The sequence below is a fragment of the Nonomuraea indica genome (assembly GCF_002850745.1).
GTDB lineage: Bacteria > Actinomycetota > Actinomycetes > Streptosporangiales > Streptosporangiaceae > Nonomuraea > Nonomuraea indica.
Window position 1 is genome coordinate 568241 of the sequence record NZ_KZ559469.1, and the last position, 13598, is coordinate 581838.

The 13598-nt window shown below is 73.7% G+C and carries 15 protein-coding genes; 8 read left to right on the forward strand and 7 right to left on the reverse strand.

Translation table 11 applies throughout. The features are described 5' to 3' along the window. Nucleotides 1-33 precede the first annotated feature (33 nt). The 4 genes from CXR44_RS14320 to CXR44_RS14335 all read left to right on the forward strand — a co-directional run bounded on the left by CXR44_RS14320 (nt 34) and on the right by CXR44_RS14335 (nt 4630). Nucleotides 34-2205, forward strand: coding sequence for a molybdopterin-dependent oxidoreductase (locus CXR44_RS14320; RefSeq protein ID WP_101786484.1), 2172 nt, complete (start codon nt 34-36; stop codon nt 2203-2205). Nucleotides 2206-2233: 28 nt separating this feature from the next. Next, on the forward strand, nt 2234-2836 hold the full coding sequence (locus tag CXR44_RS14325) for an HD domain-containing protein (protein ID WP_245899136.1): 603 nt from the start codon (nt 2234-2236) through the stop codon (nt 2834-2836). Nucleotides 2837-2899: 63 nt separating this feature from the next. Next, the gene (locus CXR44_RS14330; RefSeq protein WP_101786488.1) at nt 2900-3790 is read left to right on the forward strand and encodes a Rieske (2Fe-2S) protein; all 891 of its coding nucleotides are present in this window, start codon (nt 2900-2902) and stop codon (nt 3788-3790) included. Nucleotides 3791-3808: 18 nt separating this feature from the next. Next, nucleotides 3809-4630 carry an NAD(P)H-binding protein gene (locus CXR44_RS14335; RefSeq protein WP_101786490.1) on the forward strand — a complete coding sequence of 274 codons (822 nt, stop codon included), beginning with the start codon at nt 3809-3811 and terminating at the stop codon, nt 4628-4630. 13 nt (nt 4631-4643) lie between these two features. Here the strand turns inward: CXR44_RS14335 and CXR44_RS14340 are convergent, their stop codons facing one another. From CXR44_RS14340 to CXR44_RS14350, 3 genes are all read right to left on the reverse strand, one after another. Beyond that, nucleotides 4644-4862, reverse strand: a complete 219-nt coding sequence (locus CXR44_RS14340; protein ID WP_101786492.1) for a hypothetical protein — start codon at nt 4860-4862, stop codon at nt 4644-4646. Between the two features lie 30 nt (nt 4863-4892). Continuing rightward, entirely contained in the window at nt 4893-5648 is a 756-nt protein-coding gene (locus CXR44_RS14345) for a sulfite exporter TauE/SafE family protein (RefSeq protein WP_101786494.1), read from the reverse strand. Between the two features lie 62 nt (nt 5649-5710). Beyond that, nucleotides 5711-6499: an ABC transporter ATP-binding protein gene (locus tag CXR44_RS14350; RefSeq protein ID WP_101786496.1), complete on the reverse strand. Its 789-nt coding sequence runs from the start codon at nt 6497-6499 to the stop codon at nt 5711-5713. 69 nt (nt 6500-6568) lie between these two features. On the opposite strand from CXR44_RS14350, the gene CXR44_RS14355 reads away from it, so the two are divergent. Next, a complete protein-coding gene (locus CXR44_RS14355; RefSeq protein WP_101786498.1) occupies nt 6569-7297 on the forward strand; it encodes a hypothetical protein in 729 nt (242 codons plus the stop codon). A 54-nt stretch (nt 7298-7351) separates the two neighbouring features. Here CXR44_RS14355 and CXR44_RS14360 read toward each other — a convergent pair whose 3' ends face one another. From CXR44_RS14360 to CXR44_RS14370, 3 genes are all read right to left on the reverse strand, one after another. Beyond that, nucleotides 7352-7744, reverse strand: a complete 393-nt coding sequence (locus tag CXR44_RS14360) for a hypothetical protein (protein ID WP_101786500.1) — start codon at nt 7742-7744, stop codon at nt 7352-7354. Nucleotides 7745-7822: 78 nt separating this feature from the next. Then, nucleotides 7823-8446: a response regulator gene (locus tag CXR44_RS14365; protein WP_101786501.1), complete on the reverse strand. Its 624-nt coding sequence runs from the start codon at nt 8444-8446 to the stop codon at nt 7823-7825. Then, nucleotides 8443-9558: a GAF domain-containing sensor histidine kinase gene (locus CXR44_RS14370; protein WP_101786503.1), complete on the reverse strand. Its 1116-nt coding sequence runs from the start codon at nt 9556-9558 to the stop codon at nt 8443-8445. The genes CXR44_RS14365 and CXR44_RS14370 overlap by 4 nt, the downstream gene beginning before the upstream one ends. 124 nt (nt 9559-9682) lie before the next feature. Here CXR44_RS14370 and CXR44_RS14375 point away from each other — a divergent pair, with 124 nt between their 5' ends. The 3 genes from CXR44_RS14375 to serB all read left to right on the forward strand — a co-directional run bounded on the left by CXR44_RS14375 (nt 9683) and on the right by serB (nt 12765). Beyond that, nucleotides 9683-10339, forward strand: a complete 657-nt coding sequence (locus CXR44_RS14375; protein ID WP_101786504.1) for an SDR family oxidoreductase — start codon at nt 9683-9685, stop codon at nt 10337-10339. After that, nucleotides 10336-11472, forward strand: a complete 1137-nt coding sequence (locus tag CXR44_RS14380; protein WP_101786505.1) for an S-adenosylmethionine:tRNA ribosyltransferase-isomerase — start codon at nt 10336-10338, stop codon at nt 11470-11472. The genes CXR44_RS14375 and CXR44_RS14380 overlap by 4 nt, the downstream gene beginning before the upstream one ends. Before the next feature lie 75 nt (nt 11473-11547). Then, nucleotides 11548-12765: a phosphoserine phosphatase SerB gene (serB, locus tag CXR44_RS14385; protein ID WP_101786506.1), complete on the forward strand. Its 1218-nt coding sequence runs from the start codon at nt 11548-11550 to the stop codon at nt 12763-12765. A gap of 13 nt (nt 12766-12778) precedes the next feature. Here the strand turns inward: serB and CXR44_RS14390 are convergent, their stop codons facing one another. Continuing rightward, nucleotides 12779-13246 carry a SixA phosphatase family protein gene (locus CXR44_RS14390; RefSeq protein ID WP_245899137.1) on the reverse strand — a complete coding sequence of 156 codons (468 nt, stop codon included), beginning with the start codon at nt 13244-13246 and terminating at the stop codon, nt 12779-12781. Nucleotides 13247-13598 lie beyond the last annotated feature (352 nt).

Sequence of the window (13598 nt, forward strand, 5' to 3'; positions counted from 1 at the left end):
AGATGAGTTCAGTTGACGAACTCAGGAGTCGTGATGCCCTCGACCGTCCACCGCACCTGCCCCCTGTGCGAGGCCGTCTGCGGACTGACCCTCACCCTCGACGACGCCGGGCACGTGACCGGCGTCCGGGGAGACCGGGACGACCCGTTCAGCAAGGGCTTCATCTGCCCCAAGGGAGCCAGCCTCGGCCGCCTGGACGAGGACCCCGACCGGCTGCGCCGCCCGATGATCCGCGACGGCGAGCAGTGGCGGGAGGCCGGCTGGGACGAGGCGTTCGCGGCCGTCGAGGCGGGCTTCGCGCGGGTCGCCGAGACGCACGGCCGCCAGGCGATCGGCGTCTACCTGGGCAACCCCAGCGCCCACACCATGGCCGGCGCCCTCTACGCCGGTCCGATGATCAAGGCGCTCGGCACCCGCAACGTCTTCACCGCCAGCACCGCCGACCAGATGCCCAAGCATGTCGCCTGCGGGCTGATGTTCGGCCACCCGATGGCCATCCCGGTGCCCGACCTCGACCGGACCGGCTACCTGCTCATGCTGGGCGCGAACCCGCTGGAGTCGAACGGCTCGCTGTGCACCGCGCCCGACTTCCCCGGCCGGCTGCGGGCGCTGCGGGCACGCGGCGGCAGGCTCGTCGTGGTCGACCCGCGCCGCACGCGGACGGCCGCGCTGGCCGACGAGCACGTGTTCGTCCGGCCGGGCACCGACGCCTACCTGCTGTTCGGCCTGGTGCACACGGTGCTCGCCGAGGGCCTCGACCGGGTGTCGGTCGAGGTGGCCGGGCTCGACGAGGTGCGGGAGGCGGCCAAGCACTTCCCGCCCGACGTGGTGGCCCGCCGGACCGGCGTCCCGGCGGAGGTGATCGTGCGGCTGGCCAGGGAGCTGGCGGCGGCGCCGGCCGCGGCCGTGTACGCCAGGATCGGCACCTGCACGGCCGAGTTCGGCACGCTGGCGCAGTGGCTGGTCGACGTCCTGAACGTGTTGACCGGCAACCTCGACCGGCCGGGCGGCGCCATGTTCGCCAAGCCCGCCACCGAGTACGGCGGGCCGCGCCGGCCGTACACGGTGGGGCGGTGGACGAGCCGGGTGCGCGGCCTGCCCGAGGTGAACGGCGAGCTGCCGGTGGCGACGCTGGCCGACGAGATCGAGACGCCGGGTGACGGGCAGATCAGGCTGCTGCTGACCGTGGCGGGCAACCCGGTGCTGTCGGCGCCGCACGGGGCGCGGCTCGACCGGGCGTTCGCCGGGCTCGACTTCATGGTCAGCGTGGACCCGTACCTGAACGAGACCACCCGGCACGCGCACGTCATCCTGCCGCCGCCGCGGATGCTGCAGTCGGGCCACTTCGACTTCGCCCTGCAGGGCTTCGCCGTGCGCAACTTCGCGCGCTACTCGCGGCCGTCGCTGCCGCTGGACGAGCGGCCGTCCGAGGCGGAGATCCTCAGCCGGCTGGCCGGGATCGCCTCCGGCCTGGAGGGCGACCTGGACGCGTTCGTCATCGGGCAGATGCTCTCCAAGGCTGTCGGGACGCCCGGCTCCGGCGTCGAGGGGCGGGACCCGGCCGCGTTGCAGGCCGCGCTCGACGGGGACACGGGCGCCGAGCGCCGGCTCGACCTGATGCTGCGGCTCGGCCCGTACGGCGAGTGGTCCGGCAAGGGCGAGCTGTCGCTGCGCACGCTGCTCGCCCATCCGCACGGCATCGACCTCGGCCCGCTGGAGCCTCGGCTGCCCGGCCTGCTCCGCACCGCGTCGGGCGTCGTCGAGCTCGCCCCGGCGCTGCTCCTGGAGGACGTCGTACGGCTGCGCGCGGCCCTGGAGGAGCAGCCGCCGGAGCTGGTCCTGATCGGGCGGCGCCACCTGCGGTCCAACAACAGCTGGCTGCACAACGTCGCCCCGCTGGTCGGCGGCAGCAACACCTGCACGCTGCAGATCAACCCGGCCGACGTGGCCAGGCTCGGGCTGGCCGGCGAGGCGGTCGTGCGCTCGGCCACGGGCGAGCTGACCGTGCCGCTCGAACCGACCGAGGCGATCATGCCCGGTGTGGTCTCCCTCCCCCACGGCTGGGGGCACGCGGGCAGCTCCCAGACCGTGGCCGCCGCGCACGCCGGGGTCAGCGCCAACGTGCTGACGGACGAGGCCGCGATCGACGTCCCGTCGGGCAACGCGGTGTTCAACGGCGTTCCGGTGACCGTTCTGCCCACCTAAGTGATCATCGGCCGTTAGGGTGGCGCGCGTGACTACCGTGCCGGAAAAGGACCGCCTCCACGCCCAGATCACCTTCGCCGTCGAGATCGACAAGCTGAAGCGGATCATCCGCCGCAACCTCCTCATGGACGGTTCCCGGCGGGAGAACGACGCAGAGCACTCCTGGTACGTGAGCATGCTGGCGATGGTCTTCGCCGAGCACGCGCCTCCCGGCACGGACATCCAGCGGGTCGTCGCCATGCTGATGGTGCACGACCTGGTCGAGATCGACGCGGGCGACACCTTCGTCCACGACGCCGTCGCCGTGGCCGCCCAGGCGGAGGCGGAGCGGGCGGCGGCCGACCGCATCTTCGCGCTGCTGCCCGCCGACCAGGCGGCGGGGCTGCGGCAGCTGTGGGAGGAGTTCGAGGCGCGGGAGACGCCCGAGGCGAGGTTCGCCCGCGCGCTCGACCGGTTCGCGCCGCTGCTGGCCAACCACAACACCCAGGGCGGCACCTGGCCGCTGTTCAAGGTCACGGCGGACCAGGTGATGCGGAACGTCCGCCTGATCGAGGAGGGCTCCCCCTCCCTGGGCGCGTACGCCATCGACCTGGTCAGACGGTCGGTGTCGATGGGGTACCTGCCCGAGTGATGCCCTCATGCCGGGGGTAGGGGACTTTTCGTGAAAGAGATAGTGCGACCGAGACGTAAGCAATTGCGCCGTTTCGGGGGGCCCGTCAACCTCGCGGAACAGCTGGAGAAGACCAAGGCCATGGACAAGCCCGTCAGGGTGCTGGCCAAGGCCGTCCGTGACACGATCCGTCCGGGCCTGCTACGCGACCTGCTCCACGGGGTCCCCGTGGGCAAGCCGGCCCATCCACCGCTCGCGAACGTGACCCTGGGCTGCTGGCTCTCCGCGGCCGTGCTCGACATGACCCGCATCGACCCGCGCGCGTCGCGGCTGCTGCTGACCGTGGGCATCGGCAGCGCGCTCCCCACCGCCGCGGCGGGGCTGACCGACTGGTCGTCGTTGCACCGGGAGCAGCAACGCGTCGGCTTCGTGCACATGCTGACGAACGTCACCGCGCTCGGGCTGTTCACCGCCTCGCTGGCCGCCCGGCTGTCCGGCCGGGAACGCGCCGGCCGGCTGCTGTCGTTCGCCGGCGTCGGGGTCGGCGGCATGGGCGCCTACCTGGGCGGCCACATGGCCTACCGGCAGGCGGCCGGGGCCAACCACGCTCCCCAGATCGCCCATCTGGTGCCTCTGGGCTGGCACGACCTGTGCGCGCTCACCGACCTGCCCGACGGCAGGCCCGTGGCCCGGCGGCTCGGCTACATCCAGCTGTTCGTGCTGCGGCGGGGCGATCACGTCACCGTGCTCGCCGACCGCTGCCCGCACCTCGCCGGCCCCCTGCACCAGGGCAGGCTGGTGGTGGAGAACGGCGAGGCGTGCGTGGTCTGCCCCTGGCACGGCAGCACGTTCCGGCTCGGCGACGGGTCGGTCAAGCACGGTCCCGCCACCGCTCCGGCGCCGACCTTCGAGACCCGCATCCGGCGGGACGGGATCATCCAGGTACGCCCGGGGCTTGACCTCAAGTTGACGTGAGGTTCTACGGTCGGGGTCATGGGCGAGTTTCTCGTGACCGGACCGACCGGTGACGTGGGCAGGCACGTGGTCTCGCAGCTGGCCGAGGCGGGCCTCGGGGTCCGCGCGCTGGTCCGCGACCCGTCCCGGGTCCGGCTGCCCCCTCGCGTCGAGGTGGCCGGCGGCGACCTGGCGGCGCCCGCGACGCTGGAGCCGGCGCTGCGCGGCGTGGAGACGGTGTTCCTGATCTGGCCGGACCGCGCCGCGGCCGCCGTGGAGGCCGTGGCGGAGACCGCCGTGGAGACCATCGCGAAGCACGCCCGCCGGATCGTCCACCTGTCCGGCGGCCTCGGCCCGCACCGCGAGATCGAACGGGCCATCCGGTGGGCCGGGGTGCCGTGGACGTTCCTGCGCCCCACCGGCTGTGCCACCGACGCCCTGGAGTGGGCGGGCGAGGTGCGCAAGGGCGTGGTCCGCCGGCCGTACGGGGCGGCCGCGCTGGCCCCCGTCCACGAGAGGGACGTCGCGGCCGTGGCCGTGCACGTGCTCACCTCGGCCGGGCACGGCGGGGCCACGTACACGATCAGCGGCCCGGAGACCCTGACGCGGGCGCGGCAGGCGCGGATCATCGGCGAAGCCGTCGGCCGCGAGGTGCGCTGGGAGGAGCCACCCGCGCGGAGGGCCCGGGAGGAGCTGCTGGCGGCCTGGGGCGACCCGGTGGCCGTGGACGGCGCGCTGGCGAGGTGGGCGTCGTTCGTGGCGACGCCCGAGCCCGTCACGGACACGGTGTGGCGGCTGCTGGGCAGGCGGGCGCTGACGTTCCGCCAGTGGGCGGGCGAGCACGCCGCCGACTTCGGGTAGGACGCCGGTCGCGTCAGTGCTCGTCGGCGGGATGCTCCACCAGGGCCAGGATGCGGCTGGACATGAACCGCGCGGTCCGTACGGCGGCGCCGCCGCGGGTCACCTCGCTCACCTCGACCAGCCCCCGGCGCGTGGCCACCTCGACGCGACGGCCCGCTCGCGTGGCGGTGACCTCGTAGGTGCGCGGGGTGCCGCCCGCGTCGATGACGATCTCCACCCGATCACCCTTCATGTACAGATTCATACCCATAAGAGCGGGAATTTATCCGTACACCAGTTTGACAATCGCGACGACCCCCACCACCACGATCACCCCTCGGAGCACGGGCGCCGGGATGCGCCGGCCCAGCCTCGCCCCGACGAAGCCGCCCGCCATCGCCCCCACCGCCACCGCCAGCACCGCCCACCAGTCGATCTCGGCGACCAGCACGAACAGCAGCGCGGCCGCGGAGTTCACGACGAGCGACAGCACGTTCTTGGCGGCGTTCACCCGCTGCAGGTGCTCACTGAGGAAGCTGCCGAGCAGCCCGATCAGCAGCACGCCCTGCGCCGCGCCGAAGTATCCGCCGTAGACGCCGGCGCCGAACACGCCCAGCCAGAGCGCCACCCCGCCGTGGGAGTCCGCGTGGGGGCGCCCGGCCGCCAGCCGCGCGCTCAACCGGGGCTGCACCACCACCAGCACGCACGCCGCGGCGATCAGCACCGGCACCACGACCTGGAACACGCCCGGGTCGAGGGAGAGCAGCAGCAGCCCGCCGATCACGGAACCCAGGAACGAGGCCGCACCCAGGCGGACCAGCCGGTCACGCTGCCCCACGAGCTCCGCCCGGTAACCGTAGGCGCCGGTGAACGACCCGGGGACCAGGCCGATGTTGTTGGACACGTTGGCCACGACCGGGTCCACACCCACCGCGACGAGCGTGGGAAAGGTGATCAGCGAGCCCGAGCCGACGACCGCGTTGATGGCCCCGGCCGCAACCCCCGCCACGCACACCGCAAGCGCTTCCCAGATCGTCACCCGCCGTAGCCTAGACGCCGCCCGGAGCCGCCATCACAGCGGCCCGGGCCGGTCACCGGCTCTCACAGCGCGCGGGCGTACCAGCGACCCTCGGCGCTGCGGTCGAGCGAGAGCGGCAGTCCGAACGTCCGCGACAGGTTGTCGGCCGTCATCACCTGATCCAGCGGCCCCTGCGCCACCACCGAGCCGTTGCGCAGCAGCAGCCCGTGCGTGAACCCGCTCGGCACCTCCTCCACGTGATGCGTGACCAGCACCAGCGTCGGCGACCGGAAGTCCTGGGCCAGCACCGTCAGACGGCGCACCAGGTCCTCGCGCCCACCCAGGTCGAGCCCCGCGGCCGGCTCGTCGAGCAGCAGCACCTCCGGGTCGGGCATGAGGGCCCGGGCGATCTGCACCCGCTTGCGCTCCCCCTCCGACAGCGTGCCGAAGCGCCGGCGGATCAGGTGGGCGGCGCCGAGCATGTCGATCAGCTCGACGGCCCGGGTGACGTCGTTGGAGTCGTACTCCTCCGTCCAGCGGCCCATGACGCCGTAGGACGCGGTGAGCACGAGGTCGATCACCTTCTCCTCGGGCGGGATGCGCTCGGCCAGCGCCGCGCTCGCCAGCCCGATGCGCGGCCGGAGGTCGAAGACGTCGGTCTGCCCCAGCCGCTCGCCGAGCACCTCGACGACCCCCTCCGTCGGGTACAGCAGCGTGCTCGCCACCTGCAGCAACGTCGTCTTGCCCGCGCCGTTGGGCCCGACCACGACCCAACGCTCGTCCGCGTTGACCTCCCAGTCGATGCCGCGCAGCAGGGCCGCTCCGTCGCGCCTGACGACCACGTCCTGGAGCCGCAGCACCTGACCACCCATCCCGGATCCCTCCTTCAGGAGAACGCTCGGGGTCAAACCTATTGCAGCGCGAGCGCATATCGTGGACCGGTGCGCCCTGAATCGACTGTCTCTCCCGTCCTCGTCGCCTGGGGCAACGCCTGGCTGGCCGGCCACGTGGGCCTCGACGAGGCGGCCGACCGCGTGGAGGCGGCCGGCGGACCCACGGTCGCCGGGGAGGTGCCGCTGCGCGGATACCTCGCCGGCCTGCGCGTCGACGGCCTCAGTGAGTTCCGGCTGGCGTTGCCGGCGCCGGGCGACCCGCTCGGCCTCTCCGGGCCGCCGGAGTTCAACTCGGCCGCCGTCGACGCGGGCGAGGCCGTCATCGCCGTGCTCGCCGACCGGCGTCTCGGGCTGGTGCCCGCACCCGACCGGCGCGGCTCCTCCTACGCCGGGGTACGCCTGACCGTGTACGAGGCCGGGCCCGTCAGGCACGACCTGCCCTCGCTGGCCGAGGCCGAGCACGGGCTGTCGGCCGTGATGCGGTCGGCAACCGAGGCGCTGGCCTCCGTCGACGGCCCGGCACAGGGCCGGCCGGAGCGGCTGCCCGGCGACGCCCCCGGCGGCGCGGGTCTCGCACCCGGGTACCCGGCGCGGGCGCACCGCGTCGCGTCGCTCGCCGCCCGCCTGGCGACGGTGCTGCGGCTGGCCGACGACCGGGGGCTGACCTCGGCGCAGCTCGCCGCCCGTGCCGAGTCGCTGCGCGAGCTGGACCGGGCGGTGCGGCGGGCGACCGTGGCCGCCCACCACGCCATCTTCGAGCCCCTCCGCAGCCCCTGACGGGGAGTCGTCGCCCACCGGGCGCGGTTTCCCACGCCGGCGGGGACGCCCACGTCAGCCGCCGACCAGCGGAACGAGCTTGATGAAGGACACCACCGGATCGCCGGTCAGGTCGATCACCTCGGACAGGTCCTCCACCTGACGATCCCCGGCCAGCAGCACGAATCCGTTGCGCTGGAAGGCCCGCACGGCGATGTCCGCCTGCTTCTCCCAGTCGATCCGCCGCCTCGCGCCCATCCGGTGGCCGTTCAGCTCCGCCTCGGCGTCCGTGGGGCGGACCAGGCCGGTGAACCGGGCGGAGGGGGCGGCGTTGAAGCGGGCGACCTCCTCCCGGACACGCAGCCGCACCAGCTCCCGCGCCGAGATGCTCTCCGGCAGATCGGGCAGGGCGAACTCGCCCAGCGATCTCCCGGTTGCCGTCTCGTCTCGAAAGGTGACCGTCGCCATCCCACAGCTCCATAAGTCAGCGGAACATTGCGAGCTGATCGATATCAGTCGGAGCCGACAGGAACGGATGTCCCAGGATCAGGCCAGGCCGTGCCGGACCGCGTACAGCGCGGCCTGGGTGCGGTCCTGGACGCCCAGTTTCATCAGCACGTTGGAGACGTGGGTCTTGACCGTCTTCTCCGCGACGAGCAGGCTCCGGGCGATCTCGCGGTTCGACCGGCCGGCGGCGATCAGCACGAGCACCTCCCGCTCCCGCTCGGTCAGCGGCACCGGCGCGGGCCGCGCCCCGCCGTCTCCGCCGCCGGTCAGCATCGCCTCGGCCGCCTCCGGCGCGAGCAGCACCTGCCCGCCGTGCACGGCCCGGACGGCCTGCACCAGCGCGGTCGGGTCCACGTCCTTGTAGAGGAACCCCGCGGCTCCGGCCCGCATCGCCGGGCCCACGTCCGACCGGTCGCTCACCGACGTGAGCACCACCACCCGGGTCGAGGTCCCCGACAGCCGCTCCAGGGCGCCCAGCCCGTCCAGCACCGGCATCTTCAGATCGAGCAGCAGCACGTCCGGCGCCAGCTCCCCGACCAGCTCGACCGCCTCCGCCCCGTCGCGGGCCTCCCCCACGACCGTGATGTCGTCCTGCAGGTCGAGGAAGGAACGCAACCCCTGCCGCACCACCGGATGGTCGTCGGCCACCAGCACCCGGATCACACGTCCACCTCCACGCTGACCGCCGTCCCCTCACCGGGGGCCGACTCCACGGTCATGACCCCGCCCACCGACTCGGCCCGTTCGCGCATCGACACGAGCCCCAGGCCGCGCGAGACCGTCTGGTCGAAGCCCTTGCCGTCGTCACGCACCGACAGCACCAGCCTGCCGCCGGCGTGGCCGAGGCGTACCGACACCTCGGTGGCGTCCGCGTGCCGCAGCGCGTTGTGCAGCGCCTCCTGCGCCACCCGCAGCAGCGCCACCTCCACGGCCGGCTCGACCGGCGGCAGCTCCCCGCAGTCGAACGCCACCCGGACCGGGTGCAGCCGTTCGAGCAGGCGGACGTGCTTGCGCAGCGTCTCCCCCAGGCCGTGCCGGTCCAGCTCGGCGGGACGCAGCTCGACGATCACGGCCCGCAGCTCGGCCAGCGCCTCGCCCGCCAGCCGCTGGACCCGTTCGAGCTCGGCCGCGGCCCGGGCCGGGTCACGGTCCAGCACCGTCGCGGCGGCCTGGGCCGTCAGCCGCAGCGAGAACAGCTTCTGGGTCACCGCGTCGTGCAGCTCGCGGGCCATCCGGTTGCGTTCCTCCAGCATGGCCAGCTCGCGCCCGCGCTCGTACAGCCGGGCGTTGGTGAGCGCGATGGCGGCGTGCGCGGCGAAGAGCGTGAGCAGGTCCTGGTCGGCGAGCGTGAAGCCGCCCTCGGTGCGCTTGTTGGCCAGGAAGATGATGCCGAGGACCTCGTCGCCGTCGCGGATCGGCACGCCCAGGAAGTCCTTCATCACCGGATGCGCCTTCGGCCAGTACTCGAACCGGGGGTCCTGGCACAGGTCCGGCAGCCGCACCGGGGCGCCCTCGCGCAGCATCGCGCCCAGCATGCCGTGCTGCCTGGGCAGCGGCCCGATCGCCTCCCACTGCTTGTCGGTGATGCCCTCGGCGACGAACTCCGCGAACGACCCGTCGTCGTCCGGCACCCCGAGCGCGGCGTAGCGGGCGTCCAGCAGCCGCTGCGCCGAACGGACGATCACCTGCAGCACCTCGCGCACCGAGAGGTGCCGGGTCACGGCGAGCACGGCCGAGCTGACCGCCTGCAGGATCTCTTCCCGATCGTCCGACATCACGCCACCACTCTAGGGTCCCCCGGCGGGCCCGCCAGGGCCGGTGGTCCTAGGACGAAGTGCCCACGCCGGGCCCGGCCTCGCGACCGATGCCGGTGACGAGCCGCGTTCCTACCGTCGAACCATGACGAACACCGCACTCATCACCGGCGCCTCCCGCGGTCTCGGCCTGGCCCTCGCGCGGTCGCTGGCGGACGCGGGCTGGCGCCTCGTCCTGACCGCACGCGGGCGCGACGACCTGGAGCGGGCGGCCGCCGAGCTGGGCGCGACCGCCATCGCCGGCGACGTGACCGACCCCGCGCACGTCGAACGGCTGTCGCTCGCCGTGCCCGAGCTGGACCTGCTCGTCAACAACGCGAGCGGGCTGGGCGTCACGCCGCTGCCGAGGCTGGGCAGCTACCCGCTGGAGGCGTTCAAGCTGCTGCTGGAGACGAACGTCACCGCTCCGCTCGCGCTCACCCAGGCGGTGCTGCCCGCCCTGCGCGCCAGGCGCGGCGCCGTCGTCAACATCACCTCCGACGCCGCCACCGGCGCCTATCCGGGCTGGGGCGGCTACGGGGCCACCAAGGCGGCTCTGGAACAGCTGTCGAACGTGCTCGCCGCCGAGGAGCCCGACCTCGCCGTCTGGTGGGTGGATCCGGGCGAGATGAACACCCGCATGCTGGCCGACGCCGTCGGCGCCGAGGAGGCCGCGGCGGCCGCCGACCCGGCCAAGGTCGCCGCCGCGCTGCACGACCTCGTCCGGTCCCGTCCGGCCGGCGGCAGGGTGAGCCTGCAATGACCGCGACGCCCGGAGCCGCACCGCCCACCGACCCGACGCCCGGAGCCGTGCCACCCGCCGACCCGACGCCCGGAGCCGCACCGCCCGCCGACCCGACGCCCGGAGCCGCACCACCCACCAACCCGGCGCTCGAGTTCGTCCTTCCGCCCGCGCTCGCCGCGCACGAGCCGCCCGAGGCGCGCGGCCTGGCCCGCGACGGGGTGCGCCTGCTCGTCAGCCGCGGCGGCCGGCCGCCCGCACACCACCGCTTCACCGACCTGCCCGCCCTGCTGCAGCCGGGCGACCTCATCGTGGTGAACAACTCGGCGACCCTCCCGGCCGCCGTCCGCCTCGACCGGCTCGCCGTGCACTTCTCCACCGCCCGCGACGACGGCACCTGGCTGGTCGAGCTGCGCCGCCGCACCGCCAAGGCGTCCGAGCCGTACGGCGGCGGCGAACCCGGCGAGTGGCTGCCCCTGCCCGGCCGCGCAACGCTGCGGCTCATCGAACGGGAGACGCCCCGGCTGTGGCGGGCCCGGCTCGACCGCGACGTGGAGCCGTACCTTCGGGCGTACGGGGTGCCGATCCGTTACTCGTACGTGGCCCGCGACTGGCCGATCGAGACGTACCAGACGGTGTTCGCGACCGTGCCGGGCAGCGCGGAGATGCCGAGCGCCGGCCGGCCGTTCAGCGCCGACCTCGTGACGGCGCTGGTGGCGCGTGGCGTGCAGATCGCGCCGATCACGCTGCACACCGGCGTCGCCTCGCCGGAGAAGGACGAACCGCCCTACGCCGAGCGCTACGCCGTCCCTCCGGCCACGGCACGGCTGGTCAACCTGACCCGGCGGAGCGGCGGGCAGGTCGTGGCGGCCGGCACGACCGTGGTCCGCGCCCTGGAGACCGCGGCGGGCGGCGACGGGCTGGTGTATGCGTCGGCCGGCTGGACCCGGCACGTCGTCACCCCGGACACCGGGGTCCGCGCCGTCACCGGCCTGATCACCGGCCTGCACGAACCGCGCTCCAGCCACCTGATGATGCTGACGGCGATCGCCGGGGCGGCGCCGCTCGCCAGGGCCTACGAGGAGGCGTTGCGGGAGGGGTACCTGTGGCACGAGTTCGGCGACACGCATCTCATCCTCTCCGAGGCCGGCTGAATCCATCAGGCGGAACACCTCGAACGGCCACCCTGCCGCCCGAGCACCCCGTACGGCGCAGTAGCGTGGCACGATGTGGACCAGCGCACGCTCCTGATCACCCTCACCGGCCCCGACCGGCCAGGCGTCACCTCCCGGCTCTTCTCCGTCCTGTCGAGCTTCCCCGTCACCGTCTCCGACATCGAGCAGGTCGTCATCCGGGGCAGGCTCACCCTCGGCGTGCTCGTCGCCTACGCGGGCGGCCCGTCGACCGGCACGGGCACCACGCTCGGCGCCATGTGGACCGCCGTCGAGAGCGTCGCCGAGGACCTCGGCATGGAGGTGGAGCTGTCCACCGGCTCCCAGGCCAAGGAGAAGCGCCGCCGCGGCCGGCTGTCGGTCAGCGTGCTCGGCGCGACCCTGCAACCCGCCGCCATCGCCGGCATCGCCGGCCGCATCGCGGCCGCCGGCGCCAACATCGACCGCATCGAACGGCTCGCCCAGTGGCCGGTCACCTGCATCGAGCTGTCCGTCTCCGGCGCCGACCCCGACGCGCTGCGCGTCGAGCTGGCCGCCGAGGCCGCCGCCCTCCAGGTGGACGTGGCCGTGCAACGCACCGGCCTGTCGCGCCGGGCCAAGCGGCTGGTCGTCATGGACGTCGACTCCACCCTGATCCAGGGCGAGGTCATCGAGCTGCTCGCCGCGCACGCCGGCTGCCTGGAGGAGGTCGCCCGGGTGACCGGCGAGGCCATGCGCGGCGAGATCGACTTCGCCGAGTCGCTGCGCCGCCGGGTGGCGCTGCTCGAAGGGCTGCCGGCCGAGGTGCTGGCCGACGTGCGCCGCGAGGTCGTGCTGACGCCCGGCGCCCGCACGCTCGTCCGCACGCTGAAGCGGCTCGACTACCGCTTCGCCATCGTCAGCGGCGGCTTCACCCAGATCACCGACGCCCTCGTCGACGACCTGGGCATCGACTACTCCGCCGCGAACGTGCTGGAGATCGCCGACGGGCGGCTCACCGGCAAGGTCGTCGGCGAGATCGTCGACCGGGCAGGCAAGGCGCGGGCGCTGGAGCGGTTCGCCAAGGAGGCGGGCCTGCCGATCAGCCAGACCGTGGCCATCGGCGACGGCGCCAACGACCTCGACATGATCGCGGCTGCCGGGCTGGGCATCGCGTTCAACGCCAAGCCGGTCGTCCGCGAGGCCGCCGACACCGCGGTCAACACGCCGTACCTCGATTCGATCCTGTACCTGCTCGGCATCTCCAGGGACGAGGTGGAGGCCGCCGACGCCGAGGACGGCGTCCTCACCCGCTGACCCGCCGGGCCGGTCAGTCCTCCTTGGGGTCCCACAGCGTGACCAGGCGCCCCTCGCCCGGAGACAGCTCGCTCCACTCCGAGCCGGTCTCGATCACGGCGAACGAGCCCGGCCGGAACCCGTAGTCGCCCCCGGCCAGCCCGAGCGCCAGCTCGTGCACGCCCGGGTTGTGCCCGCACAGCACCACGGTCCGCAGCTCGGGCTCGGTCCTCCTGACCAGTTCGAGGAGTTCGTCGGGGTAGGCCTCGTAGATGTCCCGCTCGTAGCTGGGTTCCACGCCGGGGAACGCCAGCTCGGCGGTGCGGCGCGTACGCACGGCCGGCGAGCACAGCACCAGCTCGGGGGCCAGCCCGAGGGCCCGCATCCGTTCGCCGGCCAGCGCGGCGTCGCGCTCGCCCCGCTCGGTCAGCGGCCGTTCCCTGTCGGCCAGGCCGGCCACGTGGGCGGCCTTGGCGTGCCGGAGCACGATAAGAGTGCGCAACCGGTCACACCCCTCTCGATGCCCACAGGGCCAGGCCGATGATGACCGCCAGGATGCCCAGCATCGCCAGCAGGATGAAGGCCAGCGTCTTCCCTCCGGAGGGGCGCTTCTTGTTCATCCGAACAGTTTCCCACCAGCCCCCGGAGGTCCCCCAGCCCCGGCTCGGAGCAAGCCGTCACCGAGCCTCCGGCAGCCTTTCCACAACCCTCCGAGCACGGCCGTCCCGCCCCCGCACGCCCCGAAGCACGGCAGGCACCCGCCTGCATGCACCGCACCACCACAGGCACCCGCCCTGTAGCGCACCGCACCACCACGGGCACCTCCGTGCACGCACCACCACGGGCACCCGCCC

Coding starts and splice junctions, on each gene's coding strand:
- CXR44_RS14320 (WP_101786484.1), top strand. CDS start 34: ATGCCCTCGACCGTCCACCGCACCTGCCCCCTGTGCGAGGCCGTCTGC.
- CXR44_RS14335 (WP_101786490.1), top strand. CDS start 3,809: ATGGGCGAGTTTCTCGTGACCGGACCGACCGGTGACGTGGGCAGGCAC.
- CXR44_RS14340 (WP_101786492.1), bottom strand. CDS start 4,862: ATGAAGGGTGATCGGGTGGAGATCGTCATCGACGCGGGCGGCACCCCG.
- CXR44_RS14350 (WP_101786496.1), bottom strand. CDS start 6,499: ATGGGTGGTCAGGTGCTGCGGCTCCAGGACGTGGTCGTCAGGCGCGAC.
- CXR44_RS14360 (WP_101786500.1), bottom strand. CDS start 7,744: ATGGCGACGGTCACCTTTCGAGACGAGACGGCAACCGGGAGATCGCTG.
- CXR44_RS14370 (WP_101786503.1), bottom strand. CDS start 9,558: ATGTCGGACGATCGGGAAGAGATCCTGCAGGCGGTCAGCTCGGCCGTG.
- CXR44_RS14375 (WP_101786504.1), top strand. CDS start 9,683: ATGACGAACACCGCACTCATCACCGGCGCCTCCCGCGGTCTCGGCCTG.
- CXR44_RS14380 (WP_101786505.1), top strand. CDS start 10,336: ATGACCGCGACGCCCGGAGCCGCACCGCCCACCGACCCGACGCCCGGA.